This is a genomic window from Paenibacillus pinisoli (genome assembly GCF_003605435.1).
Taxonomy (GTDB): Bacteria; Bacillota; Bacilli; order Paenibacillales; family Paenibacillaceae; genus Pristimantibacillus; species Pristimantibacillus pinisoli.
In genome coordinates this window covers 1-25,708 of sequence record NZ_QXQB01000010.1, presented here as the reverse complement: position 1 = coordinate 25,708, position 25,708 = coordinate 1, and the positions used below count along the sequence as shown (strand labels likewise).

General features: G+C 49.9%; 40 protein-coding genes and 1 rRNA gene. 38 read left to right on the top strand and 3 right to left on the bottom strand.

Annotated elements, in window-relative coordinates; genetic code table 11:
* Nucleotides 1–23: 23 nt before the first annotated feature.
* The 27 genes from rpsS to truA all read left to right on the top strand — a co-directional run bounded on the left by rpsS (nt 24) and on the right by truA (nt 13,723).
* Nucleotides 24–305, top strand: coding sequence for a 30S ribosomal protein S19 (gene rpsS, locus D3P09_RS26780; protein ID WP_068679361.1), 282 nt, complete (start codon nt 24–26; stop codon nt 303–305).
* A 43-nt stretch (nt 306–348) separates the two neighbouring features.
* Nucleotides 349–684: a 50S ribosomal protein L22 gene (rplV, locus tag D3P09_RS26775; RefSeq protein ID WP_116050241.1), complete on the top strand. Its 336-nt coding sequence runs from the start codon at nt 349–351 to the stop codon at nt 682–684.
* Nucleotides 685–697: 13 nt separating this feature from the next.
* Nucleotides 698–1,360 carry a 30S ribosomal protein S3 gene (rpsC, locus tag D3P09_RS26770; protein ID WP_068679357.1) on the top strand — a complete coding sequence of 221 codons (663 nt, stop codon included), beginning with the start codon at nt 698–700 and terminating at the stop codon, nt 1,358–1,360.
* A 2-nt stretch (nt 1,361–1,362) separates the two neighbouring features.
* Nucleotides 1,363–1,797: a 50S ribosomal protein L16 gene (gene rplP / locus D3P09_RS26765; RefSeq protein ID WP_119602796.1), complete on the top strand. Its 435-nt coding sequence runs from the start codon at nt 1,363–1,365 to the stop codon at nt 1,795–1,797.
* Entirely contained in the window at nt 1,787–1,987 is a 201-nt protein-coding gene (rpmC, locus tag D3P09_RS26760; RefSeq protein WP_119803804.1) for a 50S ribosomal protein L29, read from the top strand. Before rplP ends, rpmC begins: the two co-directional genes overlap by 11 nt.
* 51 nt (nt 1,988–2,038) lie before the next feature.
* Nucleotides 2,039–2,302, top strand: coding sequence for a 30S ribosomal protein S17 (gene rpsQ / locus D3P09_RS26755; protein ID WP_119803806.1), 264 nt, complete (start codon nt 2,039–2,041; stop codon nt 2,300–2,302).
* A 47-nt stretch (nt 2,303–2,349) separates the two neighbouring features.
* Nucleotides 2,350–2,718, top strand: a complete 369-nt coding sequence (gene rplN, locus D3P09_RS26750; protein ID WP_087570318.1) for a 50S ribosomal protein L14 — start codon at nt 2,350–2,352, stop codon at nt 2,716–2,718.
* Between the two features lie 49 nt (nt 2,719–2,767).
* On the top strand, nt 2,768–3,121 hold the full coding sequence (gene rplX, locus D3P09_RS26745) for a 50S ribosomal protein L24 (protein WP_120114490.1): 354 nt from the start codon (nt 2,768–2,770) through the stop codon (nt 3,119–3,121).
* 31 nt (nt 3,122–3,152) lie between these two features.
* Nucleotides 3,153–3,695 (top strand): 50S ribosomal protein L5, encoded by a 543-nt coding sequence (gene rplE / locus D3P09_RS26740; protein WP_116050235.1) that lies wholly within the window; start codon nt 3,153–3,155, stop codon nt 3,693–3,695.
* Between the two features lie 26 nt (nt 3,696–3,721).
* Complete coding sequence (locus tag D3P09_RS26735) at nt 3,722–3,907, top strand: type Z 30S ribosomal protein S14 (protein WP_013312154.1); 186 nt, start codon at nt 3,722–3,724, stop codon at nt 3,905–3,907.
* A 32-nt stretch (nt 3,908–3,939) separates the two neighbouring features.
* Nucleotides 3,940–4,338, top strand: a complete 399-nt coding sequence (gene rpsH, locus D3P09_RS26730) for a 30S ribosomal protein S8 (RefSeq protein WP_119803810.1) — start codon at nt 3,940–3,942, stop codon at nt 4,336–4,338.
* Between the two features lie 31 nt (nt 4,339–4,369).
* Complete coding sequence (gene rplF / locus D3P09_RS26725; RefSeq protein WP_120114489.1) at nt 4,370–4,912, top strand: 50S ribosomal protein L6; 543 nt, start codon at nt 4,370–4,372, stop codon at nt 4,910–4,912.
* A 60-nt stretch (nt 4,913–4,972) separates the two neighbouring features.
* Nucleotides 4,973–5,341, top strand: coding sequence for a 50S ribosomal protein L18 (gene rplR, locus D3P09_RS26720; protein ID WP_119803814.1), 369 nt, complete (start codon nt 4,973–4,975; stop codon nt 5,339–5,341).
* A 24-nt stretch (nt 5,342–5,365) separates the two neighbouring features.
* Complete coding sequence (gene rpsE, locus D3P09_RS26715) at nt 5,366–5,863, top strand: 30S ribosomal protein S5 (RefSeq protein ID WP_119803816.1); 498 nt, start codon at nt 5,366–5,368, stop codon at nt 5,861–5,863.
* Nucleotides 5,864–5,876: 13 nt separating this feature from the next.
* Nucleotides 5,877–6,056, top strand: coding sequence for a 50S ribosomal protein L30 (gene rpmD / locus D3P09_RS26710; protein ID WP_119803818.1), 180 nt, complete (start codon nt 5,877–5,879; stop codon nt 6,054–6,056).
* Nucleotides 6,057–6,102: 46 nt separating this feature from the next.
* Nucleotides 6,103–6,543: a 50S ribosomal protein L15 gene (gene rplO, locus D3P09_RS26705; protein ID WP_120114488.1), complete on the top strand. Its 441-nt coding sequence runs from the start codon at nt 6,103–6,105 to the stop codon at nt 6,541–6,543.
* Complete coding sequence (gene secY, locus D3P09_RS26700) at nt 6,544–7,845, top strand: preprotein translocase subunit SecY (RefSeq protein WP_120114487.1); 1,302 nt, start codon at nt 6,544–6,546, stop codon at nt 7,843–7,845. It abuts the gene before it with no gap.
* A gap of 80 nt (nt 7,846–7,925) precedes the next feature.
* On the top strand, nt 7,926–8,576 hold the full coding sequence (locus D3P09_RS26695) for an adenylate kinase (RefSeq protein WP_120114486.1): 651 nt from the start codon (nt 7,926–7,928) through the stop codon (nt 8,574–8,576).
* Nucleotides 8,576–9,340, top strand: a complete 765-nt coding sequence (gene map / locus D3P09_RS26690) for a type I methionyl aminopeptidase (RefSeq protein WP_120114485.1) — start codon at nt 8,576–8,578, stop codon at nt 9,338–9,340. The genes D3P09_RS26695 and map overlap by 1 nt, the downstream gene beginning before the upstream one ends.
* Before the next feature lie 3 nt (nt 9,341–9,343).
* Nucleotides 9,344–9,625: a KOW domain-containing RNA-binding protein gene (locus tag D3P09_RS26685; protein WP_120114484.1), complete on the top strand. Its 282-nt coding sequence runs from the start codon at nt 9,344–9,346 to the stop codon at nt 9,623–9,625.
* A gap of 3 nt (nt 9,626–9,628) precedes the next feature.
* A complete protein-coding gene (gene infA / locus D3P09_RS26680; RefSeq protein WP_015847200.1) occupies nt 9,629–9,844 on the top strand; it encodes a translation initiation factor IF-1 in 216 nt (71 codons plus the stop codon).
* 46 nt (nt 9,845–9,890) lie between these two features.
* Nucleotides 9,891–10,004: a 50S ribosomal protein L36 gene (rpmJ, locus tag D3P09_RS26675; protein WP_003333770.1), complete on the top strand. Its 114-nt coding sequence runs from the start codon at nt 9,891–9,893 to the stop codon at nt 10,002–10,004.
* 19 nt (nt 10,005–10,023) lie between these two features.
* Nucleotides 10,024–10,392: a 30S ribosomal protein S13 gene (gene rpsM / locus D3P09_RS26670; RefSeq protein WP_120114483.1), complete on the top strand. Its 369-nt coding sequence runs from the start codon at nt 10,024–10,026 to the stop codon at nt 10,390–10,392.
* Between the two features lie 19 nt (nt 10,393–10,411).
* Nucleotides 10,412–10,807, top strand: a complete 396-nt coding sequence (rpsK, locus tag D3P09_RS26665) for a 30S ribosomal protein S11 (protein ID WP_116050217.1) — start codon at nt 10,412–10,414, stop codon at nt 10,805–10,807.
* A gap of 124 nt (nt 10,808–10,931) precedes the next feature.
* Nucleotides 10,932–11,876 carry a DNA-directed RNA polymerase subunit alpha gene (locus tag D3P09_RS26660; RefSeq protein WP_116050216.1) on the top strand — a complete coding sequence of 315 codons (945 nt, stop codon included), beginning with the start codon at nt 10,932–10,934 and terminating at the stop codon, nt 11,874–11,876.
* Between the two features lie 47 nt (nt 11,877–11,923).
* Nucleotides 11,924–12,289 (top strand): 50S ribosomal protein L17, encoded by a 366-nt coding sequence (gene rplQ / locus D3P09_RS26655; protein WP_120114482.1) that lies wholly within the window; start codon nt 11,924–11,926, stop codon nt 12,287–12,289.
* Nucleotides 12,290–12,928: 639 nt separating this feature from the next.
* Nucleotides 12,929–13,723, top strand: a complete 795-nt coding sequence (gene truA / locus D3P09_RS26650; RefSeq protein ID WP_120114481.1) for a tRNA pseudouridine(38-40) synthase TruA — start codon at nt 12,929–12,931, stop codon at nt 13,721–13,723.
* 325 nt (nt 13,724–14,048) lie between these two features.
* On the opposite strand, the gene D3P09_RS26645 is transcribed toward truA, so the two are convergent.
* Entirely contained in the window at nt 14,049–15,020 is a 972-nt protein-coding gene (locus tag D3P09_RS26645; protein ID WP_165867593.1) for a DUF4097 family beta strand repeat-containing protein, read from the bottom strand.
* Nucleotides 15,021–15,604: 584 nt separating this feature from the next.
* Here D3P09_RS26645 and rplM point away from each other — a divergent pair.
* The 7 genes from rplM (at nt 15,605) to D3P09_RS26610 (ending at nt 21,767) form a co-directional block, all read left to right on the top strand.
* Complete coding sequence (gene rplM, locus D3P09_RS26640) at nt 15,605–16,042, top strand: 50S ribosomal protein L13 (RefSeq protein WP_120114479.1); 438 nt, start codon at nt 15,605–15,607, stop codon at nt 16,040–16,042.
* Nucleotides 16,043–16,062: 20 nt separating this feature from the next.
* A complete protein-coding gene (gene rpsI, locus D3P09_RS26635) occupies nt 16,063–16,455 on the top strand; it encodes a 30S ribosomal protein S9 (RefSeq protein WP_028609625.1) in 393 nt (130 codons plus the stop codon).
* Nucleotides 16,456–16,634: 179 nt separating this feature from the next.
* Nucleotides 16,635–17,495, top strand: coding sequence for a hypothetical protein (locus tag D3P09_RS26630; RefSeq protein ID WP_120114478.1), 861 nt, complete (start codon nt 16,635–16,637; stop codon nt 17,493–17,495).
* Nucleotides 17,496–17,699: 204 nt separating this feature from the next.
* Nucleotides 17,700–18,395 carry a phosphoadenylyl-sulfate reductase gene (locus tag D3P09_RS26625; RefSeq protein ID WP_120114477.1) on the top strand — a complete coding sequence of 232 codons (696 nt, stop codon included), beginning with the start codon at nt 17,700–17,702 and terminating at the stop codon, nt 18,393–18,395.
* A 39-nt stretch (nt 18,396–18,434) separates the two neighbouring features.
* On the top strand, nt 18,435–19,601 hold the full coding sequence (gene sat, locus D3P09_RS26620; protein WP_120114476.1) for a sulfate adenylyltransferase: 1,167 nt from the start codon (nt 18,435–18,437) through the stop codon (nt 19,599–19,601).
* A gap of 150 nt (nt 19,602–19,751) precedes the next feature.
* On the top strand, nt 19,752–20,552 hold the full coding sequence (cwlD, locus tag D3P09_RS26615; RefSeq protein ID WP_120114475.1) for an N-acetylmuramoyl-L-alanine amidase CwlD: 801 nt from the start codon (nt 19,752–19,754) through the stop codon (nt 20,550–20,552).
* 105 nt (nt 20,553–20,657) lie between these two features.
* Nucleotides 20,658–21,767: an Mrp/NBP35 family ATP-binding protein gene (locus D3P09_RS26610; RefSeq protein ID WP_120114474.1), complete on the top strand. Its 1,110-nt coding sequence runs from the start codon at nt 20,658–20,660 to the stop codon at nt 21,765–21,767.
* 82 nt (nt 21,768–21,849) lie between these two features.
* Here the strand turns inward: D3P09_RS26610 and gerD are convergent, their stop codons facing one another.
* Nucleotides 21,850–22,524 carry a spore germination lipoprotein GerD gene (gene gerD, locus D3P09_RS26605; RefSeq protein WP_120114473.1) on the bottom strand — a complete coding sequence of 225 codons (675 nt, stop codon included), beginning with the start codon at nt 22,522–22,524 and terminating at the stop codon, nt 21,850–21,852.
* Nucleotides 22,525–22,785: 261 nt separating this feature from the next.
* Between gerD and D3P09_RS26600 the strand changes: the two genes are divergently transcribed.
* Nucleotides 22,786–23,409, top strand: a complete 624-nt coding sequence (locus D3P09_RS26600; protein ID WP_243644544.1) for a KinB-signaling pathway activation protein — start codon at nt 22,786–22,788, stop codon at nt 23,407–23,409.
* 6 nt (nt 23,410–23,415) lie between these two features.
* Here D3P09_RS26600 and pdaB read toward each other — a convergent pair whose 3' ends face one another.
* Nucleotides 23,416–24,216, bottom strand: a complete 801-nt coding sequence (gene pdaB, locus D3P09_RS26595; RefSeq protein ID WP_120114471.1) for a polysaccharide deacetylase family sporulation protein PdaB — start codon at nt 24,214–24,216, stop codon at nt 23,416–23,418.
* Between the two features lie 155 nt (nt 24,217–24,371).
* On the opposite strand from pdaB, the gene D3P09_RS26590 reads away from it, so the two are divergent.
* The 3 genes from D3P09_RS26590 to D3P09_RS26580 form a co-directional block, all read left to right on the top strand.
* The gene (locus tag D3P09_RS26590; RefSeq protein WP_243644543.1) at nt 24,372–24,995 is read left to right on the top strand and encodes a stage II sporulation protein M; all 624 of its coding nucleotides are present in this window, start codon (nt 24,372–24,374) and stop codon (nt 24,993–24,995) included.
* Nucleotides 24,996–25,127: 132 nt separating this feature from the next.
* The gene (locus tag D3P09_RS26585; protein WP_116050199.1) at nt 25,128–25,352 is read left to right on the top strand and encodes a hypothetical protein; all 225 of its coding nucleotides are present in this window, start codon (nt 25,128–25,130) and stop codon (nt 25,350–25,352) included.
* 263 nt (nt 25,353–25,615) lie between these two features.
* Nucleotides 25,616–25,708: ribosomal RNA gene (locus tag D3P09_RS26580) — 16S ribosomal RNA — on the top strand; the annotation flags it as partial.

Sequence of the window (25,708 nt, the reverse complement as noted above, 5' to 3'; positions counted from 1 at the left end):
CTTATGCGAAGGGAGGATTCTACATGGGTCGCAGTTTGAAGAAAGGTCCGTTCATCGACGGCTATCTGCTTAAGAAAGTCGAGGATCTGAACGAGACAAACAAAAAGGTCGTTATCAAGACTTGGTCCCGTCGCTCGACCATTTTCCCGCAATTCATCGGTCACACTTTTGCTGTCTATGATGGTCGTAAGCACGTGCCGGTATATGTGACTGAGGACATGGTTGGACACAAACTTGGCGAATTCGCGCCAACACGTACGTACAAAGGCCATGCCAGCGATGACAAAAAAACGGGCAGACGTTAATTTGCCCTTTACCATTTTTTTATGAACGAGAGGAGGTTCCCACATGCCAGAAGCTAAAGCGCACGTTAAATTCGTACGTATCGCTCCTCGCAAAGCGCAGCTCGTAGCGGACTTGATTCGCGGCAAGCAAGTAGGCGAGGCGATCGCGATTCTGCGTCACACGCCGAAATCGGCTTCCCCGATTATCGAGAAGCTGCTCAACTCCGCAATTGCGAACGCTGAGCATAACTACCAGCTAGACGTGAACAAATTGGTCGTATCGCAAGTATTTGCGAACCAAGGACCAACAATGAAACGTTTCCGTCCTCGTGCAATGGGACGTGCTAGCCGGATTAATAAAAGAACCAGCCACATCACCTTGGTGGTATCTGAAAAATAAGGAGGGATAACGTGTGGGTCAAAAGGTAAATCCAGTCGGCCTTCGTGTCGGGATTATCCGTGATTGGGAATCCAAATGGTACGCTGGCAAAGACTTTGGCGATCTTCTTCTGGAAGACGTTAAAATTCGTGAGTACTTGAAGAACAAGCTGAAAGACGCTGCAGTTTCCCACATCGAAATCGAACGCGCGGCTAACCGCGTGAACGTGACGATCCAAACGGCTAAGCCGGGTATGGTTATCGGCAAGGGCGGTTCCGAGGTTGAAAACCTGCGTACTGAGCTTGGCAAGATTACTAAAGGCAAAAAAGTTCACATCAACATCTCTGAAATCAAACAAGCGGATCTGGACGCTATCTTGGTAGCTGAAAGCATCGCTCAACAATTAGAGCGCCGGGTATCATTCCGTCGCGCACTGAAACAAGCGATCCAACGCTCCATGAGAGCTGGCGCTAAAGGGATTAAAACAGCGGTTAGCGGACGCCTTGGCGGCGCTGAGATCGCACGTTCGGAAGGCTACAGCGAAGGAACAGTTCCGCTTCATACGCTGCGCGCAGACATTGACTACGGCACAGCAGAAGCTCATACAACTTACGGCCGCATCGGCGTAAAAGTATGGATCTATCGCGGTGAAGTCCTTCCTACGAAGAAGAAAGCTCCCCAGGAAGGAGGCAACTAATCATGTTGGTACCTAAACGCGTAAAACACCGTAAGCAACAACGCGGTAACATGAAAGGCCGCGCTAAAGGCGGCACTACAGTAGTATTCGGTGAATACGGCCTTCAAGCGCTTGAGCCATCTTGGATTACGAACCGTCAGATCGAAGCGGCTCGTATCGCGATGACACGTTACATCAAGCGTGGCGGTAAAGTATGGATTAAGATCTTCCCTGACAAGCCGATCACTCAAAAGCCTCTCGAGGTTCGTATGGGTAGCGGTAAAGGTAATGTTGAGAAATGGGTAGCCGTTGTTAAACCGGGCAAAATCATGTTCGAGCTTGCTGGCGTACCTGAAGAAGTAGCTCGTGAAGCAATGCGCCTTGCGGCTCACAAACTGCCTGTAAAAACGAAGTTCGTGAAACGCGAAGAAGTGGGTGGTGAAGCAAATGAAGGCTAGTGAATTTCGCAACCTAACCTCTGTTGAGATTGAACAACAGATCGCTGGTTTCAAAGAAGAGCTGTTCAACCTTCGTTTCCAATTGGCTACTGGCCAGCTGGACAACCCGACTCGGATTCGTGACGTGCGTAAGGAAATAGCTCGTGCTAAAACCGTTTTGCGTGAAAGAGAACTCGGAATCAGCAGCTAATAGATCCTTACCAAGACAAGTACGATCACGGATGAAGGAAGGAGGAAGAACATGAGCGAACGCAATGCCCGCAAAGTTCAGATCGGCAAAGTCGTAAGCGACAAAATGGATAAAACAATCGTGGTGGCTGTAGAAACCTACAAAAAACATGATTTGTACCATAAACGCATCAAGTACACTAAAAAGTACAAAGCGCATGACGAAAACAACCAAGCGAAAATTGGCGATACCGTGAAAATCATGGAGACTCGTCCACTATCGAAAGACAAGCGCTTCAGACTGGTAGAAGTCGTAGAAGTAGCTATCGTTCTCTAAGCGCTCAAGCAGTAGCCTAGCATTTTTTCCGGAAGGAGGACGTCAAAATGATTCAACCATTTACACGTTTGAGAGTTGCCGACAACTCTGGCGCTAAAGAATTGATGTGTATCCGCGTACTGGGCGGTACTGGCCGTCGCGTAGGACACATCGGTGACCTGATCGTTTGCTCCGTCAAACAAGCAACGCCAGGCGGCGTTGTCAAAAAGGGTGACGTAGTGAAGGCGGTTATCGTTCGTACTAAGCGTTCCGTTCGTCGTAAAGACGGTTCCTACATCGCATTTGATGAGAACGCAGCAGTAATCGTGAAAGAAGATAAGAGCCCGCGCGGCACACGTATCTTCGGACCAGTTGCTCGTGAGCTTCGCGATAAAGATTTCATGAAAATCGTATCGCTTGCACCAGAAGTAATTTAATGAAAGACCAGATAAACCTGAAAGCTTAAGCGAGCAGGAGGTGTAACAAATGCCAAGGCTGAAAAAAGTATTGGAATCCCACAACAACAAGCTGCACGTGAAGAAAGATGATACGGTTATCGTCATTACCGGCAAGGACAAAGGTAAGAAGGGCCGCGTCATCGCAGCTTATCCGCGTGAGAACCGCGTACTTGTTGAAGGTGTGAACATGGTGAAGAAGCATTCGCGTCCTTCCCAGGCGAACCCGCAAGGCGGAATCATCGAGCAAGAAGCTCCGATTCACGTATCGAACGTCATGCACGTTGATCCGAAGAGCGGCGGAGTAACTCGCATCGGATACAAAGTTCAAGATAACGGTAAAAAAGTACGGATTGCTAAGAAATCCGGAGCAGTGATCGACTAATCGTTAATGTAGGAAAGGAGGTCCATGATCAATGACAGCAAGATTGAAAGGTCGCTTTCTTAATGAAATCACTCCTGCTTTGATGCAGAAGTTCAACTATACTTCGGTTATGCAAGTGCCGAAAATTGAGAAAGTCGTAATCAACATGGGTGTTGGCGAAGCGGTTTCCAACTCCAAAATTCTTGATGTAGCAGTTGAAGAATTGCGCATCATCTCCGGTCAAAAGCCGGTTGTCACTCGTGCGAAGAAGTCTATCGCAGGCTTCAAGCTTCGTGAGGACATGCCAATCGGGGTTAAGGTTACGCTGCGCGGCGAGCGCATGTATCATTTCCTTGACAAACTGTTCAATATCTCGCTTCCACGCGTACGTGACTTCCGTGGTGTATCGACTAAAGCATTCGACGGTCGCGGCAACTACACGCTGGGCCTGAAAGAACAGCTGATCTTCCCGGAGATCGAGTACGATAAAGTTGACAAAGTACGTGGTATGGATATCGTCATCGTAACGACGGCGAAATCGGACGAAGAATCTCGTGAGCTGCTGACCCAAATGGGCATGCCGTTCGCGAAGTAATCCACTTTTAGGAGGTGTAATACCCAGTGGCAAAAACTTCGATGAAAGTGAAGCAACAACGCACACCGAAATTCAAAGTGCGCGCTTATACGCGCTGTGAGCGTTGCGGCCGTCCGCACTCTGTTTTGCAAAAGTTTAAAATTTGCCGGATTTGTTTCCGCGAATTAGCATACAAGGGCCAGATTCCTGGCGTTAAAAAAGCAAGCTGGTAATCAAGCCTAGTTCGGGAAGGAGGTTCACATAAATGGTTATGTCTGATCCGATTGCAGATATGCTGACACGTATTCGCAACGCGAATGTCGTTCGTCACGAAACTGTGGAAATGCCTGCTTCGAAAGTGAAGAAGCAAATCGCTGAAATCTTGAAGCGCGAGGGCTTTATCCGCGATGCAGAATATATCGAGGACAACAAACAAGGGATTATCCGTATTTTCTTGAAATACGGCCCTAACCAAGAGCGCGTTATCACTGGTTTGAAGCGTATCTCGAAACCAGGCCTGCGTGTTTACACGCAAGCAACTGAGATTCCTCGCGTACTTGGCGGACTTGGAATTGCGATCATTTCCACGTCCAAAGGCGTAATGACAGACAAAGAAGCTCGTCAGGTTAAATCCGGCGGCGAAGTTGTCTGCTACGTTTGGTAAGAAATAAGTCAGAAAGACAGGAGGTGTAACAATGTCCCGTATTGGTCGTAAACCAATTGCAGTCCCTGCTGGTGTAAGCATCAACTTGGACAACACAGTTATTACTGTAAAAGGACCGAAAGGTACGCTTTCCCGTGAAATTCACAAGGACATGAAAGTGAACGTAGCGGAAACTGAAATCGTAGTAGAACGTCCTTCCGACAATAAATTGCATCGTTCCCTTCACGGAACGACTCGCAGCATCATTGCAAACATGGTGACAGGTGTTACTGACGGCTTCTCGAGAAACTTGGAGCTCGTTGGTGTAGGTTACCGTGCAAGCAAATCCGGCGACAAAATCGTGTTGAACGTTGGTTACTCTCACCCGGTTGAGATTGCTCCCGAGAGCAACATCGAGTTTGAAGTTCCAGCTAACACGAAAATTACTGTTCGCGGTATCGACAAAGAGCGCGTAGGCGCTGTTGCCGCTCAAATCCGTTCCGTACGCGAGCCTGAGCCGTATAAAGGCAAAGGTATCAAATACGAAGGCGAGCGCATCATCCGCAAAGAAGGTAAAGCTGGTAAGAAGAAATAAGGAACGTGAGACGTTCCTTGCGATAGCTTCCTAAGGCAAAAGGAAAGGAGTGAACCAAGCATGATTACGAAAGGCGACAAAAACAAGGCTCGTCTGAAAAGACACCTTCGTGTTCGTAAGAAAATCAACGGCACAGCAGCACGTCCGCGTCTGTCTGTATTCCGTTCCTCCAAGCACATTTACGCACAATTGATCGACGACGTAGCAGGCGTAACATTGGCTTCCGCATCCACTAAGGATAAAGAACTGGTTAGCGCAATCGGAAACGGCGGCAACGTTGAATCCGCAGCTAAAGTTGGCGAATTGATCGCACAACGCGCTCAAGCAAAAGGCGTAACTGAGGTCGTATTCGACCGTGGCGGTTATCTGTATCATGGCAGAATTCAGGCGCTGGCTACAGCGGCTCGCGAAGCAGGCCTGAGTTTCTAATATCAAATAAGGAGGTAAAATGACTTGCGTGTAGATCCTAATACGTTAGAACTGACTGAAAAAGTCGTTCACATCAACCGCGTAGCAAAAGTTGTTAAAGGCGGACGCCGCTTCAGCTTCAGCGCGCTTGTAGTAGTTGGCGACGGCAAAGGCTACGTTGGCGCAGGGATCGGTAAAGCGGGCGAAGTACCTGATGCGATTCGCAAAGGTATTGAAGACGCTAAGAAAAACCTGATCCATGTACCACTCGTAAATACAACAATTCCTCACCTTGTAATCGGACATTTCGGCGCAGGAGAAGTTCTTCTGAAGCCGGCTTCCGAAGGTACAGGTGTTATCGCAGGCGGCCCTGTTCGTGCAGTTCTTGAACTGGCAGGCGTAGGCGACATTTTAACGAAATCCCTTGGTTCTTCGAACTCCCTGAACATGGTTAACGCGACGCTTGAAGGTCTGTCCCGTCTGAAACGTGCGGAAGACGTTGCCAAGCTGCGTGGAAAAACAGTCGAAGAGCTGTTAGGTTAAGGAGGGACATACGATGGCAAAATTGCAAATCACCCTCGTTCGCAGTTTGATTGGCCGCAACGAGAAACAACGTGCAACGGTTGAATCGCTCGGCCTTCGCAAAATTCGTCAATCGGTCGTTCTTAACGACAGCCCGGCTATTCGCGGCATGGTTAACCATGTCAGCCACTTGGTCAAAGTTGAAGAGGTTTAAAGAATAGATCGGACATTTACGAAATCTACAAGGAGGTGCACGAACGATGAAATTGCACGACTTAGCACCAGCACCGGGCTCGACTCAAGCGCCAAAGCGTAAAGGTCGCGGTATCGGTACCGGTAACGGCAAGACGGCCGGCAGAGGTCACAAAGGTCAAAACGCTCGCTCCGGCGGCGGCGTTCGCCCAGGCTTTGAGGGCGGACAAAACCCATTGTACCGCCGCGTTCCGAAACGTGGCTTTAACAATCCTTTCCGTACCGAATATGCGATTGTCAACATTGAAGAACTGAACAGCTTTGCAGCAGGTACTGAAGTTACACCAGAAGTTCTTCTTGAACAAGGAATTGTGAAAAATCCTTTGGCAGGAATCAAGATCTTGAGTAATGGTGAATTGAAAGTAGCTCTTACTGTTAAGGCGAAAAAGTTCTCTCAATCTGCGGTAGAGAAAATCCAGGCTGCCGGCGGTAAAACCGAGGTGATCTAATTGTTCACAACCGTGTCCAACATATGGAAAGTGGCGGATCTGCGTACACGGATCCTATTCACGCTTTTCATCCTATTCATTTATCGGATCGGATCGTTTATTCCGGTACCGGGTGTTAACAAAGATGTCTTCAAGAGCATTGATTCACAGGGCGCTGACTTGTTCGGCTTGCTGAACACCTTCTCTGGAGGAGCGCTCTTCCAGTTCTCGATCTTCGCGCTTTCCATTACGCCATATATCACAGCTTCCATCATTGTGCAGCTGTTGTCGATGGACGTAATTCCGAAGTTTGCAGAGTGGGCAAAAGAAGGCGAAAACGGTAAGCGTAAGCTTGCACAAATTACGCGTTACGGAACAATCATTCTCGGTTTGGTGCAAGGCTTCGCTACGGCGATCGGCTTTAACCGTCAGTTCGCTTATGATATGATTCCAGGCGCAACCTTCGTTGATTATCTGGTCATTGCTATCATCCTTACGGCAGGCGTTGCCTTCCTGATGTGGCTTGGCGAGCAAATTACGGAGAGAGGTATCGGCAACGGTATCTCGATTCTGATCTTCTCGGCGATTGTAGCCGGTATTCCTGGCCACATTCGTACTCTGTACCAAGACCAGTTCGTTGGTGCGCAAGATCAGTTATTCTTGAACATTGCGAAGATGGTGCTGATCTTAATCGTTGTTATTGCGATTATCGTTGGTGTAATCTTCATCCAGCAAGGTATCCGTAAGATTCCAGTTCAATACGCTAAGCGTGTTGTTGGACGCAAAATGTACGGCGGACAATCGACTCACATTCCGATGAAGGTCAATGGCGCAGGGGTTATCCCGGTCATCTTCGCGGTTTCGTTGCTGATGTTCCCGACTACAATTGCGAACTTCTTTAACGGAAAAGCTTGGGCAACCTGGGTCATCAACAATATGAGCTATGACCAGCCGCTTGGTATGGTTCTGTACGTATTGCTGATTATCGGTTTCACTTTCTTCTACACATTCGTGCAAATTAATCCGGTGCAAATGGCTGATCAGATGAAAAAGAACGGCGGTTATATTCCGGGCATCCGTCCGGGCAAACCGACTTCCTCTTATCTGACTCGCGTATTGTCGCGGATCACGTTGACGGGTGCGATCTTCCTGGCGCTTATCTCTGTGTTCCCAGTGTTCTTCGGAGCATTGGCAGGATTGCCGCGCTCGGTGCAGCTTGGTGGTACTTCACTTCTTATCGTAGTAGGCGTTGCGCTTGATACGATGAAACAGATCGAGGGCCAGTTGATCAAACGCCATTACAAAGGGTTTATCAATAAATAACATTAGGTTCGAAGGCGGGCTGCAGCGCATTCGCGTGTAGCCCGAACGAGCCTATTGTGTTTAAAGCGAGGAACACGGTAATGAACATTTTATTCATGGGCCCTCCAGGAGCCGGAAAAGGTACGCAAGCTGAGCGTATCGTAGAAGAATTCGGAATTCCGCACATTTCGACCGGCGATGCGTTCCGCCTTGCAATGAAGCAAGAGACGTCGCTTGGTTTGAAAGCGAAGGAATATGTAGATCAAGGTCTGCTTGTTCCGGACGAAATTACAAACGGCATCGTGAAAGAGCGTCTTGCTCTGGATGACTGCCAAAAAGGGTTTTTGCTTGACGGATTCCCTCGTACGCTCCAGCAAGCCGAAGCGCTTGATGTGATGCTGAGCGAGCTGGGCCGCAGCATTGACCATGTCGTAAACTTGAAAGTTGATCGCGGATTGCTGCTTGCTCGCTTGACGGGTAGACGCATCTGCAAATCTTGCGGAACGACCTACCATGTATTATTCAATCCTCCGAAAGTCGAAGGCGTCTGTGATAAGGACGGCGAAGAGCTGTATCAGCGTACTGATGATACAGAGGAGAAAGTGGGCACGCGCCTGGACGAATATACGTCCAAGACGGCTCCGCTTCTTGATTACTACAGCGGCAAAGGTCTCCTACGCGAAGTCGACGGCGAGAAAGATATTGATGTCGTAACATCCGATATCGTTTCCTGCTTGAAAGGTACGTTGTAATGATTATATGCAAATCCGAATCGGAGCTGCGATTAATGAGGGAAGCCGGACGCATCGTTGCGGAGACGCATCGTCTAATGGCTCAGGCAGTTAAGCCGGGCATCACTACAGGTGAGCTTGACGCGATTGCCGAGAAGTACATTAGAAGCCAAGGCGCTACTCCTTCATTTAAAGGTTACAATGGATTTCCTTCCAGCATATGCGCTTCTGTCAATGACGAGCTGGTACACGGCTTCCCTGGATCACGCAAGTTGAACGAGGGCGATATTATTAGTATCGACATCGGCGCGCAGTATGAGGGCTATCATGGCGATTCCGCTTGGACCTACGCGGTCGGCAGCGTAACGCCGGAAGTTCAAAGGCTGCTAGACGTAACGGAAGAGTCGCTATACGCGGGTCTTGCGCTCGTGAAGCCGGATGTGAGACTCTATACGATATCGCACGCCATCCAAAAGGTTATCGAAGCGGCTGGTTTCTCGGTCGTTCGGGAATACGTAGGGCACGGAATCGGCGCGGATCTTCATGAAGAGCCGCAAATACCGAACTACGGCATACCGGACAGAGGGCCGCGGCTGAAGCCGGGTATGGCGCTTGCAATCGAGCCGATGGTCAATATCGGTGAACGATATGTCCGGACGCTTGAGGACAATTGGACAGTGGTAACGCAAGACGGTTCCTGGTGCGCTCACTTCGAGCATACCGTTGTCGTCACGGAGGACGGCTTTGAGATTATGACCAAATTGCCAGAGCAGACAGAGGGTTAACCGATGGAAGCATCGCCGCAGATTGGCCAGATCGTCAAAGTGCTTCGAGGCAAAGACGAAGAGAGCTATGCCGTTGTCATCGGAATCATCGACGAGCGATTCGTCATGATTGCGGACGGCGACAAGCGAAGATTCGATTCGCCGAAGAAAAAGAACGTTCTGCATTTACAGTTACAGCCTGCCGTCAGTCAAGAGGTAACAACCAGCTTGCAAGAGTCCGGCAGGGTGACCAATGCCAAGTTACGTTATGTGATTCAGAAGTATGCGTATGCGAAAGGAGAATGACGGTTGGCTAAAGAAGACGTCATTGAGGTCGAAGGCACGGTAATCGAGCCGTTGCCAAATGCCATGTTCAAGGTGGAGCTGGAGAACGGTCATCAAATTCTCGCCCATGTTTCCGGCAAGCTCAGAATGCACTTTATCCGCATCCTGACAGGAGACAAAGTGGTTATACAGTTATCGCCTTATGATTTATCAAGAGGGCGCATCACCTATCGGAAGTAGGCCGTGACTTACGGCTTGCCCACGAAAGATTCGGGAGGTAATCACAATGAAGGTTAGACCTTCGGTTAAGCCGATTTGCGAAAAATGCAAAGTCATTCGTCGCAAAGGCAACGTTATGGTGATTTGTGAAAATCCGAAACACAAACAAAAACAAGGTTAAAAGGAGGGAAATATAGCCCATGGCACGTATAGCTGGTGTAGATATTCCGCGCGACAAGCGCGTTGAAATCGCCCTGACGTATATTTTTGGTATCGGCAAAACGACGTCTCAAAAAATCATAGCTTCGACTGAAGTTAATCCGGACACTCGCGTTCGCGATCTGACTGAAGACGAGCTGGCTCGTTTGCGCGAAGCCATCGACAAAAACGTAAAAGTGGAAGGCGACCTTCGCCGTGAAATTTCGCTTAACATTAAACGTCTGACTGAGATCGGCTGCTACCGTGGTCTTCGTCACCGTCGCGGTCTTCCTGTTCGCGGTCAACGTACGAAAACTAACGCTCGCACGCGCAAAGGTCCTCGTCGTACTGTAGCGAACAAGAAGAAATAAGAAGGGAGGATAATGATCAATGGCTAAACCAAAAAAGGTCGTTCGTACTAAACGTCGCGACCGGAAAAATATTGATAGCGGCGTGGCACACATCCGTTCCACGTTCAACAACACGATCGTTACGATCACCGACCCGCACGGTAACGCAATTTCATGGGCTAGCTCCGGCAACCTTGGTTTCAAGGGTTCCCGCAAAAGCACCCCGTTTGCCGCTCAAATGGCTGCTGAATCCGCTGCGAAAGCAGCAATGGAGCACGGCATGAGAACGGTCGAAGTTATGGTTAAAGGACCAGGCGCTGGCCGTGAAGCTGCAATCCGTTCGCTTCAAGCTGCTGGATTGGAAGTTAACCTCATTAAGGATGTTACGCCAGTTCCACACAACGGATGCCGTCCGCCAAAACGTCGTCGCGTATAGTCTGATCCACGGTGGTATCAAATAACAACAACTTGTGAATAATGGTTGTGAAGGTTTGGCATACTACGAGATTTGACATAAAAACGACAAGGTAACGGAGCGACGTTTGAAGGAGGGTACTATTGTGATTGAGATCGAAAAGCCGAAAATCGAAACCGTAGAACTGAACGATGAAGGAACCTACGGACGTTTCGTGGTCGAGCCGCTGGAACGCGGATACGGCACGACGCTTGGAAATTCGCTTCGCCGAATTCTGTTGTCGTCATTGCCTGGTGCGGCTGTAACGTCGGTTCAAATCGACGGCGTGCTGCATGAGTTTTCTACGGTTCCTGGAGTGATTGAAGACGTAACGGAAATCATCCTGAACCTGAAAGGCCTGTCGCTGAAAATCCACTCCGACGAAGAGAAGGTGCTGGAAATCGATGCGGAAGGCGAAGGCAACGTAACAGCGGGAGACATTCGGGCAGATAGCGATGTCGAGATTTTAAGCCCTGATCTTCACATTGCGACCTTGGCCTCCGGAGCGCGACTCCATATGCGGATTTTTGCTAATCGGGGACGCGGTTACGTGCAAGCGGACCGGAACAAGAGCGACGATCAACCGATTGGCGTCATTCCTGTCGATTCGATCTACACGCCCATTACTCGCGTTAATTACAGCGTAGAAAACACTCGCGTCGGTCAAGTCACGAACTATGACAAGCTGACGTTGGAAGTTTGGACGGATGGCAGTATTCGCCCTGAAGAGGCTGTAAGCCTCGGCGCTAAAATATTGACCGAGCACTTGGACTTGTTCGTTGGATTAACGGATGAAGCCAAAGATGCGGAGATCATGGTTGAGAAGGAAGAAGACAAGAAAGAGAAAGTCTTGGAGATGACCATCGAAGAGCTGGATCTTTCGGTACGTTCATATAACTGCTTGAAACGTGCAGGCATTAACACGGTTCAAGAGCTGATCACGAAATCCGAAGAGGACATGATGAAGGTCCGCAACCTGGGCCGCAAGTCGCTTGAGGAAGTTCAAGAGAAGCTGGAAGAGCTGGGTCTAGGCCTACGCATGGAAGAATAGCAGTTCACAGCTAGATCTGACAACAGAGCAAGGGAGGGGAAAACAAGATGGCATATCAAAAATTGGGACGTGACGCAAGTGCGCGGAAAGCATTGTTCCGTGACCTCGTTACTGATTTGTTCCTGTATGAGCGCATTCAAACGACTGAAGCTAAAGCGAAAGAAGTTCGTTCTATCGCTGAAAAGCTGATCACTAAAGCAAAGAAGGGTGATCTTCACGCTCGTCGTCAAGTAGCAGCATTCGTGCGTCGCGAATCCGTAAACGGTGAGCAAGACGCAATCCAAAAGCTGTTCTCCGAACTGGCTACTCGCTACTCGGAGCGTGCAGGCGGATACACGCGTATCCTGAAGCTGGGTCCTCGTCGCGGTGATTCCGCGCCTATGGTTTACCTTGAGCTGGTTGACCGCGCGTAGGTTGTTGCAAGTAAAGGGTGGTCCCTCTGGGCCACCTTTTTTTATTGCTTCTAGCAATAATCACGCGATTATGCCGATGTGATTGTTGTCTGCTTATTTCTTAGCCGAGAAACTCGGCTTGAAGGTGCGAAATAGAGCTAGCGGAGAGCTGTAAGCCGCGAAACTCGGCCTGCAGATGCGAAATAGAGCTAGCGGAGAGCTGTAAGCCGAGAAACTCGGCCTGCAGGTGCGAAATAGAGCCGGCGTAGAGCTGTAAGCCGAGAAACACGGCCTACAGGTGCGAAATAGAGCCGGCGTAGAGCTGTAAGCCGCGAAACTCGGCCTGCAGGTGCGAAATAGAGCTAGCGGAGAGCTGTAAGCCGAAAATCTCGGCCTGCAGGTGCGAAATAGAGCCGGCGTAGAGCTGTAAGCCGAGAAACACGGCCTACAGGTGCGAAATAGAGCCGGCGCAGAGCTGTAATCCGAGAATCACGGCTTGCAGATCCAAAAGAAGACGAACTTGGATCGATCAGAGTGCGGCCATTATGTGAAGTAATCAGGATGAATATAGCAGCCGGAATGGAAGAACGGCTGATTTCATAAATGTGTGTGGTGCAACATTCGCAAAGGGTTATTGATAACGGGTAAAGGGTGACAACAATGCGTAATATCGGCGTGAAGGTCAGTTATGACGGAACAAACTTTAATGGCTTTCAGTCTCAGCCATACGGGCGGACGGTACAGGATGAGATTGAGAAGGCGATTAAGCATCTGTCTGGGGAAAACATCGTCATCATTGGCTCGGGACGGACGGATGCCGGTGTGCATGCGATGGGACAAGTATTCAATTTCCATACGGCGTCAACTATTCCCACCGAGCGATGGGCAATCGCGCTGAATACGCGGTTGCCCAAGGATATTGTGATCCTGGATGCATGGGATGTGCCTGAAGCATTCCACTCCAGACGTTCAGCAAAACGCAAGACCTACCGCTATACGATTGATATGGCCAAATTCCCGGATGTGTTCGCCCGAGCATATCGTTTTCACCATCCGACTAAACTGAATGTAGAAGCGATGTCAGAGGGTGTCAAACACCTGATCGGGACGCATGATTTTACCTCCTATACTTCGATCCATTCGACGAAGCCGCATCATATCCGCACGGTATATGAGGCATATTTTGTACAGGAAGGCCAGGCGCTTCATCTCTATATTACGGGGAACGGATTCCTGTACAATATGGTCCGTGTTATCATGGGGACGCTGCTATGGGTGGGACAAGGAAAGCTGAAGCCGGAGGATATGAAGCGCATTCTGGAGGGCAAGTTGCGTTCGCTGGCTGGGCCTACCGCGATGCCGCATGCCCTGACTCTTATGGATGTGGAGTACAGTGAAGACGAAGCGCCCGCCGCTGAAGTAGCTGAAAATGGTGCAGATGATGATGACGAGTAATGCAATCATTAACATCTGAGTTGAGCAAGTTACGTTTCAAAGAATTGCACATGAACAAAACACGGCTAGACTCATACTATCCAAGACTGTGGTGACACCTGTACCGACCCGCCGTACGCTGGGAGCTGCGCAGTGTGCAGATCAGATGCACAATCACGCATCCCGCATTCCAAATAAAAGAACCTTCATTCACTCATAAAGTGGCATGAAGGTTCTTCTGCTTATAATGGTCCCGGAGATAAATTAAAAATAGTCCCGGTTATTTTTGCATCTTTACAACTTTCAAGCGCAGGTGTGTATGATTCACACTGGAGGCTCTGGTGTTCTATTTAAGCACAAAATCTCCCGATCCGGTTTGGACATTCAGCTTAATATCGCCGCTTCCGAACTTACCTTTAATATTGCGCTCGCCATTTGATCCGGTGTCGTAGGTGAAGTCGTCCTTGCGAATGACGCCATCGCCGGAGCTTGCTTTGAATTGCACGCTGAGCGAGTTGGGATTTCTGTCGAGGCTAATTACCACATCACCGCTGCCTGTGCGAAGGTCGGTATGACGGGTAATGTTCTCGACGTTCATGCGAATGTCGCCGGAACCTGTTTTTCCGGATAGCTCGGCAACGCCATCCTCGAAGCTCACGTCGCCGCTGCCTACTTTAAAGTCGATACGTTCAGCCTGATAGCCATTAACCGAAATATCGCCGCTCTGAGTAGCCAAATCCATCTTGTTGGCCGATACGCTGTGCAAACTCATGTCTCCGCTGTTCATGCTGATAGTTAAGCTGCTGTCTACTTTGAAATCAGACGCTTTCACATCTCCTGAGCTGGTGTGGAGCTTGGCGCTCTCCGCGCTTGCCTGCTCAACAATCAAGTCGCCGCTATCCAAGTCTACATCAAGCTGGTTCCATGTCTTCTCCGGCAGCTCAACGATCATATCCACGCCTCTAAATCCAAAGCCGAATCGTATGCCGCGGTCGCTCTTCAGTGAGAGCTTCAGCGTTCCGTCCTCTTTGCTATGCTCCAGCTTCAAGTTTTTGACGTAGTTTTTGGACGCCCAGCCCTCAAGCTTAACGACAGCTTCGGAACCTGTGCCCTTGACCAGACGGACATCCAGACTGCCTGACGAAATATCCAGATTACGCACATCGCTAATATCAATGGACTGCTGTTCATTGATTTCCGTAGCGAAGTAGTTGCGGATGTTCTGAATCGCATTGCTGCTTCCGTTCTCATATACGTAGAGCACGCCAATGATGCCTAAAATGATTAGAATAATGCCAATCGTGGTTCTGGGTCTCATGGTTTTCTCTCCTATTATACTGCGCTCTAGAATGTTCTTGGACATACGGCGCATTTGTTATCCTCATTGTACCAATCAGATGCTGCAATGGAAACCGTCCCCTGGTGGGGGACGACTCGGTCTAGAGACTGAGAGGGTGTTCCGTATAGAATACATGTCGATGTGTAATAGTTATGGCCCTAATACTTAAACGAGGCTAATGGTTTGCATCTTAAAAAGACAGAGATTGGCTACTGATATATATGCTTCCGTCTTTAACAGTAAGCTCTATTGGGCGGCTGGCATAGATACTATTGGATTAGTTTAGCTTTCCACAGTGGAAGCAATCAGATGCCGGTTGCGGTCTTATCTGATTAGCGCAAGCAGGAAGCGAAGCGAGAGGCCTTGTATAAAGGAAAGAAAGAGGAAAAACAGCTTGCACTTTGCTAGGCTTTATTGTAGAATATAACTTGTGCTTTCTTAGTGGCTCTCCCACAGCCCCGACTAAGAATGGCCGCCAAAAGCAAGTTTCAACAATGAATATCAAACCAACGGAAACGTTGTTATAAAAACGATTATGGTTAAAGAATTAAGGAGGATCATCCATGCGTACCACCTATATGGCTAAGCCAAATGAAGTTGAGCGTAAATGGTTCGTCATCGATGCTGAGGGCAAAACCCTTGGTCGTCTGGCTAGTGAAGCTGCAAGCCTGATCCGCGGCAAGCACAAACCGCAATTTACGCCTCATGTTGACACTGGTGACTTCGTTATCGTGATCAACGCTGAGAAAATCGTTCTGACAGGCAACAAAATGGCAGACAAAATGTACTACCGTCACTCCATGTACACCGGTGGACTGAAAGTCACTCCGGCTCAAGAAATGATTCAGAAGAAGCCAGAGCGCGTAATCGAGCTGGCAGTGCACGGCATGTTGCCTAAGAACCGTCTTGGCAACAAAATGAAGCTTAAATTGAAAGTTTACGCAGGTGCGGAACATCCACATCAAGCCCAAAACCCTGAAGTCTACGAGCTTCGCGGGTAATAAAGAGGAGGACAAGTTTCATGGCTCAAGTGCAATACTATGGAACCGGTCGTCGTAAACACTCTGTTGCACGTGTACGTCTTGTGCCGGGTGAAGGACGAATCATTGTTAATAAACGCGATTTGAATGAATATTTCGGTTTGGAGACACTCAAGCTGATCGTAAAACAACCGCTTAACCTGACTGACACATTGTCCAAGTACGATGTATTGGTTATCGCTAACGGCGGCGGCATGTCCGGTCAAGCTGGTGCAATCCGTCACGGTATCTCCCGTGCTCTGCTGAAAGCAGACCCTGAGTTCCGTCCGGCTCTGAAGCGCGCAGGCTTCCTGACTCGCGATCCGCGTATGAAAGAACGTAAGAAATACGGTCTTAAAGCGGCTCGTCGCGCTCCACAGTTCTCGAAACGTTAATCGTTACAACCAAACGCTTTCTCTGCTTTGCAGAGAAGGCGTTTTTTTGCGTTTAAAGTGAATTGTAATGTAAATATTAAAAAGATTTGGCAATTGATCCGATATACGAAAAAAAGAGCTGTATAATAACCGCTTGGCACTTAGCGCAATAAGCGGGAATAGGAATAGGAGAGAAGCTTATGCAGATTCAACCGATCCAAGGCTTAGCTGCAATTAAGGGTATAAACGAAAGAGAAGCGCGTCCAACTGTCAAATTAGAACAGGGTCAGCTGGAGGGCGTAAAGCGTGTCGAAATAGATCTGCGCAGCCATACAACGGGACGAGAACTGCCGGCGGATGCCATACAGCACAATAGCGCCCGGATGTTCTTTAGTCCGGATATCAATCATACACTTGATACGTTATTGTCGGGTCCATCCGAACAGGTGCAAGATGCCGTGTACGGCTTATTCGAAAAGAACTTCTTCTCTGGGGATTCTTCCCTGACGGATGAGGATCGAGCGGGGTTGCTCGAGATGGGCTTATCCCAGGCTAAGCTGCTTGCTGATAAATTTATGAATGCATCGGACGCTGCTGTATTTACAGATACGGTGAAGCTCCTTGGCGCACTGGCGAAGACAAGAGGAGTTGACTCCGGGACAGGTGCGATTACCTATGCCGAACTTCCGCAGAAGCCGATCGGAGCTCCTGACGATTATGTGAATGCCGGTGAAATGATGAAGCAATTCGACCCAGAGGGTTATCGCAAGATGCAGGCGGCTATTCTATCCGGCGATAATGCCGGCGGCATGCTGATTGCATTCGCCAAGAAGCTGCGTCAAAACCCTGAGTGGTCGAAGGAATATCTCCAAGATCGCCAAGCGTTTATGGAGGGACTCCACAATACAAAGCTGCCTAACCGCTTCGAAGAGGCTAGCACAGACTCACTGGCTGACTTCGTAAGCGATATGAATAGATTGTTGGATGAAGCATATGAATCAGGCTCATCGCTCTTGAAGGAAAATTTGCGCAGTTTTGCGGCGCTTATTGAAGGAATCTAGTCGAGCATCGGCCTCGCGTACATCCAAGCGACTGTAGGAACATGCCCATGCTTCCATGAATCTAATGGATGCATACAGCCAACTTTGCCCGTGATGGTATTTTTTGATTAAATGTGTAAAGTTCTGATTGAACTGGCGAGAAGAAAGGCATATAATCTATAATACAGACTACTTTACTTGGAATTGATAACGGAGGTCATACGTATGAATCTGTTTGAGAAGGAAGCACTTATTGCGCAAAAGGCTGTCGAGCTGGAGAACGCGACGCCGGAAGACATTATTCGCTTTGCCGTGGAGACATTCCCGAACATTACATTCGCGTGCAGCTTTGGCGCGGAGGATGTCGTGCTGGTAGACATGCTGCAGAAGATTAGCCCCAAGACGGATATTTTCTACTTAGACACCGATTTCCACTTCAAGGAGACTTATGAGACGCGTGACCGGCTTGCAGAGCGTTACCCGGGCATTCCGTTCGTGGAAGTGAAGCCGGAGATTACGCCTGAGGAGCAAGCGGCGCAATTCGGCGACGAGCTATGGAAGTCCAATGCCAACCAATGCTGCGATATCCGCAAGGTTCAGCCGCTAACGAAGATCCTGTCCCAATATGAAGCCTGGATTACAGGCATTCGCCGTGATCAGGCGCCTACGCGCGCCAATTCGAAGAAGATCGAATATGATGTGAAGTTTGGACTCGTGAAGTTCAACCCGATTGCAAGCTGGACTAGCGAAGATGTATGGCAATATATCCGCGATAACAATGTGGTCTACAATCCGCTTCACGACAACTACTACCCGAGCATTGGCTGCGAGTACTGCACGCGCCAGGTTATGCCGGGCGAGGATCCTCGTGCCGGACGCTGGTCCGGACAAGAGAAGACGGAGTGCGGGCTTCATAAATAAATCATTTGCTAAGGCATGTATAGGAGGACTTCAACGATTATGAGTCAAATCTTACCTCACGGCGGCGTGCTGGTTAACCGGATCGCCGAAAGCGCGGAGCGCGAAGCGCTGCTGCAGGAAGCAAAAGGCCTTAACAGCATTACGATCAATGCGTGGACGATTTCCGATTTGGACTTGATTGGCGTAGGCGCGTTTTCGCCGCTTACCGGTTTTTTGAACCAGGACGATTATACATCCGTGGTCGAGAAGACCAGACTTGCGAATGGACTCGTATGGAGTATCCCGATTACGCTGGCTGTCGACGAGGCGAAGGCTGCTGATTTGAAGATTGGCGAGAAAGCGGCGCTGATCGGAGAAGACGGCATTACGTACGGCTTGATTACGGTGGAGAGCATTTATCAAGTTGACCAGCAGGTCGAAGCGATTAACATTTTTAAAACGAATGATACGGAGCATCCGGGGGTTCAGAAGCTGCTGGAGCGGCCGTCTACTTATGTCGGAGGACCGATTACGGTGCTGAACCGCCCTCGTCCGGAGAAGTTCCAGGAGTTCTACTTTGATCCTGCCGAGACGCGGAGAATGTTCGCAGAGAAGGGGTGGAAGACAGTTGTCGGCTTCCAGACCCGCAATCCGGTTCACCGCGCTCATGAATATATTCAGAAGACGGCTATGGAGATCGTGGACGCTTTGTTCCTGAATCCGCTGGTCGGCGAGACGAAGTCGGACGATGTGCCGGCTAACGTGCGGATGAAGAGTTATCTGGCGCTGCTGGAGAACTATTATCCGGCTAATCGCGTGTTCCTCGGCGTGTTCCCGGCGGCTATGCGTTATGCGGGTCCCCGTGAAGCAATCTTCCATGCCCTTGTCCGCAAAAATTACGGCTGCACCCATTTCATCGTAGGACGCGATCATGCGGGGGTAGGCGATTATTACGGCACGTATGAAGCGCAGGATCTGCTCAAGTCGATTCCGGCCGAAGACCTCGGCATTACGCCATTGTACTTTGAGCATAGCTTCTACTGCACGGCTTGCGGCAATATGGCAACGACCAAGACTTGTCCGCATGACAAGACGTCGCATCTGACACTCTCCGGCACAAAGGTTCGCGCGCTGCTGCGCGATGGCGTATGCCCGCCGCCGGAATTCTCGCGCCCTGAGGTTGCGAAGATTCTGATCGAAGGCATGACGGAGCAGCCGGTAGGCTAACCATACCGATCCTTGCCGGAATTGCAGATCCGGCACATATTTGACCATCTCGTCCCATATACATGAATGTGTGGATAAGGCTTATCCTGCCGATTGGCCGGGCTGCCTTGCGGCGCATTCATTGATATGGGGGACGAGGTGGTTTTTTTGATGCGCGGAATGAAACGGCACTTTGTCATATGGATGACTTATAAAGGCGCTCTCCGGCTGGCAGTAGCGGTCCTTGTGATTGTGCTTACGGGCTTGCTGCTGCGCCAGACCCTTCCGGCGTCCAGTACATGGTCGTATTGGACGCTGCCTCTGTCCGGCAAGACCATTGCCATTGATGCAGGACATGGGGGAGCGGATGGCGGGGCAGTCAGCAAGGGCGGCATTATCGAAAAGGATCTGAATCTTGCGATTGCCTTGCATTTGCGCGATTACTTGCAGGAGGCGGGCGCTGTCGTCATCATGACGAGAGAAGGGGATTACGATCTGGCCTCTGGAGATGCCCATGCTTACAGCAAGCGCAAGACGGAAGATCTGAAACGGAGAGCGCAGCTGATTAATGAGAGCGGCGCTGCAGCTGTCGTCAGCATTCATATGAACAGCATCCCGCAGCAGAAGTGGTCGGGGGCTCAGACCTTCTTTCAGCCGGATAACCATCCGGACAATCGGGTGCTTGCCTCTTTTATCCAGGATGAGATCAAGCGCAACTTGGAGAATACGACCCGCATTGCGGCCAAGGTTGGCGATGTCTATCTGATGAAGGCCATTACGGGAGTGCCGACGGCGCTTGTTGAGGTAGGCTTTCTCTCCAACCCGGGGGAAGCGGCCAGGCTGGCGGATGCGGAGTATCAGCGGAAGGTAGCTGCATCCATTTATCAGGGCATTCTGCGCTATACATCGGGGGAGAAGCTGAGCGGGGAAGCCCGGCAGGAGCTGGACTTGCAGAATGGAAGCGGGAAGTAGTCTGCCGGGGGAGGGCCTTCGTTCATGAAGCGTTCATGAAACGAAGGCTTCCTGTGTTATAATAGAGGGGAAGTTCTCTTAACTTATAAAGGTGGGACCTATACGATGTTGACACGGGAGAAAGCAATCGAGGCCATCGAGTCAGCGATGGCCCAGCAGCAATATCAGGCGGAAGGCATCAGCTTCCGCGATGTCATGGTACGGAACCGTCAAGTATCGTTGACGGTTCTTGGAGCGGGCGCGGCGGTTCAGCCCGCGCTTGAGGCCTCGCTTCGCGAGGCGCTGGCGCCGATCGGCGTCGAAACCGTGCATTGCCGGTTTCGGGACGAGGCGGCGCCTGCCGCAGCGGGCGGCGCGCAGCCTGCGCCCGCGGCAAGTGCGGCGCCGGGCGGCAATGCCGGAGCCAAGAGCAACGGCCCCGTACAAGGTCACGGGGCCGGCATCGCAAGTCCGCTGCTGTCACCGGGCAGCGACACGACGTTCATCGCCGTCGCCAGCGGCAAGGGCGGCGTCGGCAAGTCCACGGTGACCGTCAATCTGGCGGTCGCCTTGGCTCGCAAGGGCAAGCGCGTCGGGATCATCGACGCGGATATCTATGGCTTCAGCGTGCCCGACATGATGGGCATCGAGGAGCGTCCGGCCGTCGTGGACGAGCGTGTCATCCCGATCGAACGCTATGGCGTGAAAGTCATCTCCATGGGCTTCTTTGTCGAAGACAACAGCCCGATCGTGTGGCGCGGTCCGATGCTGGGCAAGATGCTGCGCAACTTCTTCCAGGAGATTGAGTGGGGCGAGCTTGACTATATGCTGCTTGACCTGCCGCCTGGTACAGGAGACGTGGCGCTGGACGTGCATCAGATTATTCCGCAAAGCAAGGAAATCATCGTGACGACGCCTCATGCGACAGCCGCATTCGTTGCTGCGCGCGCGGGCGCGATGGCGATCAAGACCGAGCATGAAATTATCGGCGTTGTCGAGAACATGTCTTACTTCGTATCCAAGTCGGGGGAGAAGGAATATGTATTCGGACGCGGCGGCGGCGGCAAGCTGGCCGAGACGCTTCATTGCGATTTGCTTGCGCAAATTCCGCTTGGCGCTCCGGACAACCATCCGTCCGAGCCGGACTTTTCGCCTTCCGTCTATAAAGCGGATACCGAGACAGGCGGCTTGTATCTGGAGCTGGCGGACAGTGTTATCCAGCGCTGTGGAAAGTAAATCCCGAACATCAAAAAACCGAGCTCTGGGCTTGCCGGTCAGGCAGGCCCTCAGCTCGGTTTTTTTCAGCATAATTTTTGTGCTATTCCATGCCTTCTCCATCCTGGGAGCCTTGTCCGTCTTCCCCTTTTTGCTCGTCCTGGCCCTGCTTCTCCTTCTTGACCTTCTCATCCGGCTTCGGCTGAAGCTCTTCCTGGACTGCCGCCTTCATGAGATCAAGCACTTCAAGACGGAAGAGGGGATTTTGCATGGACTCCTGCATGAGCGACATGACTTCCTTCCGGTATTGCGCGCTCTTCAGTACTTCGAGAATGAGCTTCTCCATCTCCGGATTTCTCATCGTCTTGATTAACTCCTGCTGATAAGCGGGATCCTTAATCAATTCCTTGTGGATATCCTTATTCTCCTTATTGACCGCTTTGGCGAATTCGCCAGCGAATCTGGTGTCTGTCATCAGCTTGCGGATAACTTTGTCGTAATCGGGCGAACTGATGACATCTTTTACGGCGAGCCTTACTTCCTCCTGGTCCTGTACCGAGAGCAGCTTGGAAGATTGAGCGGTATAGCCCGAGAGCTGCTCAGCCGACTGTTGGAGCGCCTTCTGAGCATCCTCCGTCTTTAGGATGTCAATGACCATCGATTTCATGTCCTTATAGCTGAGCTGCTGCTGGACACCTCCTGATGATTCAGAACCGCAGCTTGTCAGCAATAAAGTTAACGCCAGTAATGATGCCGATAAAGTCCAACGGATGCGCATAACCTGCTTGCTCCCTTCTATATCATGGCTAGGCTGTAATATCGGTTGGTTGGCGTATGATCCGCGCGCCAGAAGCGGCATAAGCGGCGCCTAATCGTTTTTATTATGCGCATTGTTCACTTTTTTATCATGGACGGGCATTAGCTTTTTGTTGCGATCGTGGTAAAATAAAGGGAAAACCTTCGGGGAGTCGAGCAAAATCGAGCTTTGCTGTCGAAGTCCGTTTCTGCTGCCCAAAACTTTTGAGGGGGATTTAAACGCGTGAATATAAAAAAGTGGTTCTTTTTATTTTGGAGCACCATGGCTATCGGCGCGCTTGTATGCGTTGTCGTAGGTTCGATCATGCTTCTTACGAATCAGGAGTTTGGCTTTCTTGGCTTTGAAGCGACCGGATTTAATGCGATGATGATGGCGATCTCCGGACTCATGATCGGCGCCTTTAGCCAGATGGGGTTCTTCGCTTATTTGACGCTTAACTACATTGCCCTCAGCGTATTCCGCAAGAAGTATCTATGGAATGCCTTGCAAGGCTATACAACGCTGTTCGCTGTATTTGGCCTGGGCTATGTATTGTACGAAGACCGGACGAATAACTGGTTCTTCTGGGTGTTGCCGCTTGTTATTCTGGCTCTTTCCTTTGCCTCATCTTGGCTGAAGGTGAAGCAAACGAACAAATCGGCGTTTATCCCAACAATGTTCTTGATGTTCGTAGTTACCTTTATTGAAGCATGGCCAGCTTTGCAGGGGGAGACCAATATCGCAGCCATTATCTTTATGATGTCTCCGCTTTTCGTCTGCAATGCTTACCAAAATATGATGATGCACCGCCTGCTCAAAAAAGAAACGGCCAACCCCGCAGTAGCACCTGCGAAATCGGCCGGTTAATGCCTGTTATTCTGCTGCGCTGATTTGCCCTTTGGCGCTGGACTGTTTGTCTTGCACCGCGCTGCCTTCCGTTTCCGTCTGGGTAATAAGCTGCGTCACGCTGACGAACTCATACCCTTCGGAGCGTAGTTGATCGATGATGGCAGGCAGGGCTTCATGCGTCTGTGTAACGGTGTCGCTCGCATGCATAAGGATAATATCTCCCGGATGCGTGCGGGTAACGACACGATTGACGATCTTCTCCGTACCAATATTCATCCAATCCATGGAGTCCGTATCCCATTGAATCACCTTATATTGCAGTTCCTCTGCGATACGCAGCACCCGTTTGTCAAAATCTCCATTGGGAAGACGAATCAAATTCGGCTGTTTGCCCGTAATATCGGATAGAATAGCATGAGCCGTTGTAATTTGCTTGCGGATTTCCTCTTCGCTTAACTTGCTGTAGAAGTCATGCTTATGTCCGTGGCTGCCGATCTCATAACCGGCGTCTTGGATCTTTTTCACCAGATCAGGGTGGGACTGGCTCCATACCGACGATACGAAGAAAGTGGCGTGAGCAATATTCTTCTCCTTCAACACTTGGAGGATAGGCTCGGCACGCTTGTCTCCCCAGCTGATGTCGAACGTCAGGGCGACAACCTTCTTGTCCGTCGGAACGCTATAGATGGCTGCAGGCTGTTGAGGCGCAAACACGGTGATATTGTCCCGTTCGGCATAGATGATGCCAATGGAGAATACCAGTGCAATTGCAATAAAGAAATACTTTTTCAGTTTCTTGCCGTTCATGACATAAAACATATTCATGGGGAAAAGCGCTCCTCTCTTCGCTTCGCCCCGCTAGAGGCGTCAGCAAATTACATTAGTAGTACAATCTATGCTCGTACCATCAAGAGTTATTCATCTAATTTTGACAACAAGCGATTGAAATGCAGCGATCGCGAAATTCGGGAGGTGTGCGATTGTTCAAGCTCAGCGCCATCATTCAGCACTTTAAAGATATGCGGGGCTATATCGGCTTTGCATTTGTTCTGTTTTTTGCGGGCATAGTGGTCGGCGGGACTAATGAGGGCTTCCGCGCTTTTCTGGAGAACCAGTTAACCGGACTAGGGCAGCTTGTTGAAACGGTGGACAATAGCAGCAACCCTACTTTAATGATGATGATCGTGATTTTCCTTAATAATGCGATCAAGTCAATCCTGGTTATGTATTTGGGTGCTTTCTTCGGCATATTGCCGCTGATGTTCCTTGTGATTAACGGTATGGTCATTGGCTTCGTATTGAAAATCACAGCAGAGTCGCCCGATGCGCTGCCGGTATGGGAACTGATTGTCAAAGGTCTGCTGCCGCATGGCATTATTGAAATTCCCGCTATTATTGTAGCGTGTGCTTATGGCCTTAAGTTTGGCACGCTGATCTGGCGGGCCGGAGGCAATCTGCTGTTTGCCAGAGAAAAGCTGCCGGGCATCGGCCGTGAAATCGAGCATTTCGCCATTCGTACAGTGCCGCTGATGGTTATTCTGACAGTGGGATTGCTGATTGCATCTATTATTGAAAGCACCATTACACTTTGGTTGTTGAAATAGAGTAATAATATTTCCAATATTTGAGCATAACAGTAAGGCGGTGTCCGAAGCGCATTTGCGAAGGAGCCGCCTTTTGTTCGTCTTATGACGGTCCATATGCGCTACATACACTAAAGGAGGCCGCTTACGGTTATGCTCGGAATACTATTCAACGACAAAGAATGCAAAGAACTCGATTATGTGTTGCGCAAAGAACTGGATGAGATGCTGCTGGATCTGAACGACTCCCGATTAGATGGAGATATCAAAAGCGCTATTGCAAGACGGTACAAAATCATCTTCAGAATGTATGCCCGCATTGCCTCGCCTAAGGAGCTTTCACGCTACGCTCTGAATGCCAGAACATACAGATCTTAAGGCCAAAAAAAGCTTTTTAAAAAAATATAAAAAAGGGGGTTGCATTTAATTGGGCCCCTGTGATATATTATTACTTGTCGCCGCTGAGACATAGGGCAGACACGCAAGAAACGAAAGATAAATGATTGTTCTTTGAAAACTGAACAACGAGCGAAAATGCCCGATACAATCGCAAGATTGAATCGATACAAAGTTTACAACATCAGCTTGCTGGTGATGAGAAATTTTGAAGCAACAACGTTATTGAGCAAGTCAAACTAACTTTTATGGAGAGTTTGATCCTGGCTCAGGACGAACGCTGGCGGCGTGCCTAATACATGCAAGTCGAGCGGAGCTGATGAGGTGCTTGCACTCCT

Coding starts and splice junctions, on each gene's coding strand:
- rpmD (WP_119803818.1), top strand. CDS start 5,877: ATGGCAAAATTGCAAATCACCCTCGTTCGCAGTTTGATTGGCCGCAAC.
- D3P09_RS26585 (WP_116050199.1), top strand. CDS start 25,128: ATGCTCGGAATACTATTCAACGACAAAGAATGCAAAGAACTCGATTAT.
- rpmC (WP_119803804.1), top strand. CDS start 1,787: ATGAAGGCTAGTGAATTTCGCAACCTAACCTCTGTTGAGATTGAACAA.
- D3P09_RS26695 (WP_120114486.1), top strand. CDS start 7,926: ATGAACATTTTATTCATGGGCCCTCCAGGAGCCGGAAAAGGTACGCAA.
- rplV (WP_116050241.1), top strand. CDS start 349: ATGCCAGAAGCTAAAGCGCACGTTAAATTCGTACGTATCGCTCCTCGC.
- truA (WP_120114481.1), top strand. CDS start 12,929: ATGCGTAATATCGGCGTGAAGGTCAGTTATGACGGAACAAACTTTAAT.
- gerD (WP_120114473.1), bottom strand. CDS start 22,524: ATGCGCATCCGTTGGACTTTATCGGCATCATTACTGGCGTTAACTTTA.
- rpsK (WP_116050217.1), top strand. CDS start 10,412: ATGGCTAAACCAAAAAAGGTCGTTCGTACTAAACGTCGCGACCGGAAA.
- pdaB (WP_120114471.1), bottom strand. CDS start 24,216: ATGAATATGTTTTATGTCATGAACGGCAAGAAACTGAAAAAGTATTTC.
- rplF (WP_120114489.1), top strand. CDS start 4,370: ATGTCCCGTATTGGTCGTAAACCAATTGCAGTCCCTGCTGGTGTAAGC.
- D3P09_RS26685 (WP_120114484.1), top strand. CDS start 9,344: ATGGAAGCATCGCCGCAGATTGGCCAGATCGTCAAAGTGCTTCGAGGC.
- sat (WP_120114476.1), top strand. CDS start 18,435: ATGAGTCAAATCTTACCTCACGGCGGCGTGCTGGTTAACCGGATCGCC.
- D3P09_RS26645 (WP_165867593.1), bottom strand. CDS start 15,020: ATGAGACCCAGAACCACGATTGGCATTATTCTAATCATTTTAGGCATC.
- rpsH (WP_119803810.1), top strand. CDS start 3,940: ATGGTTATGTCTGATCCGATTGCAGATATGCTGACACGTATTCGCAAC.
- map (WP_120114485.1), top strand. CDS start 8,576: ATGATTATATGCAAATCCGAATCGGAGCTGCGATTAATGAGGGAAGCC.
- rplE (WP_116050235.1), top strand. CDS start 3,153: ATGACAGCAAGATTGAAAGGTCGCTTTCTTAATGAAATCACTCCTGCT.
- rplM (WP_120114479.1), top strand. CDS start 15,605: ATGCGTACCACCTATATGGCTAAGCCAAATGAAGTTGAGCGTAAATGG.
- D3P09_RS26610 (WP_120114474.1), top strand. CDS start 20,658: ATGTTGACACGGGAGAAAGCAATCGAGGCCATCGAGTCAGCGATGGCC.
- D3P09_RS26630 (WP_120114478.1), top strand. CDS start 16,635: ATGCAGATTCAACCGATCCAAGGCTTAGCTGCAATTAAGGGTATAAAC.
- rplN (WP_087570318.1), top strand. CDS start 2,350: ATGATTCAACCATTTACACGTTTGAGAGTTGCCGACAACTCTGGCGCT.
- rpmJ (WP_003333770.1), top strand. CDS start 9,891: ATGAAGGTTAGACCTTCGGTTAAGCCGATTTGCGAAAAATGCAAAGTC.
- rpsQ (WP_119803806.1), top strand. CDS start 2,039: ATGAGCGAACGCAATGCCCGCAAAGTTCAGATCGGCAAAGTCGTAAGC.
- rplR (WP_119803814.1), top strand. CDS start 4,973: ATGATTACGAAAGGCGACAAAAACAAGGCTCGTCTGAAAAGACACCTT.
- rplX (WP_120114490.1), top strand. CDS start 2,768: ATGCCAAGGCTGAAAAAAGTATTGGAATCCCACAACAACAAGCTGCAC.
- cwlD (WP_120114475.1), top strand. CDS start 19,752: ATGCGCGGAATGAAACGGCACTTTGTCATATGGATGACTTATAAAGGC.
- D3P09_RS26625 (WP_120114477.1), top strand. CDS start 17,700: ATGAATCTGTTTGAGAAGGAAGCACTTATTGCGCAAAAGGCTGTCGAG.
- rplP (WP_119602796.1), top strand. CDS start 1,363: ATGTTGGTACCTAAACGCGTAAAACACCGTAAGCAACAACGCGGTAAC.
- rpsM (WP_120114483.1), top strand. CDS start 10,024: ATGGCACGTATAGCTGGTGTAGATATTCCGCGCGACAAGCGCGTTGAA.
- rpsS (WP_068679361.1), top strand. CDS start 24: ATGGGTCGCAGTTTGAAGAAAGGTCCGTTCATCGACGGCTATCTGCTT.
- rpsI (WP_028609625.1), top strand. CDS start 16,063: ATGGCTCAAGTGCAATACTATGGAACCGGTCGTCGTAAACACTCTGTT.
- rplQ (WP_120114482.1), top strand. CDS start 11,924: ATGGCATATCAAAAATTGGGACGTGACGCAAGTGCGCGGAAAGCATTG.
- rplO (WP_120114488.1), top strand. CDS start 6,103: ATGAAATTGCACGACTTAGCACCAGCACCGGGCTCGACTCAAGCGCCA.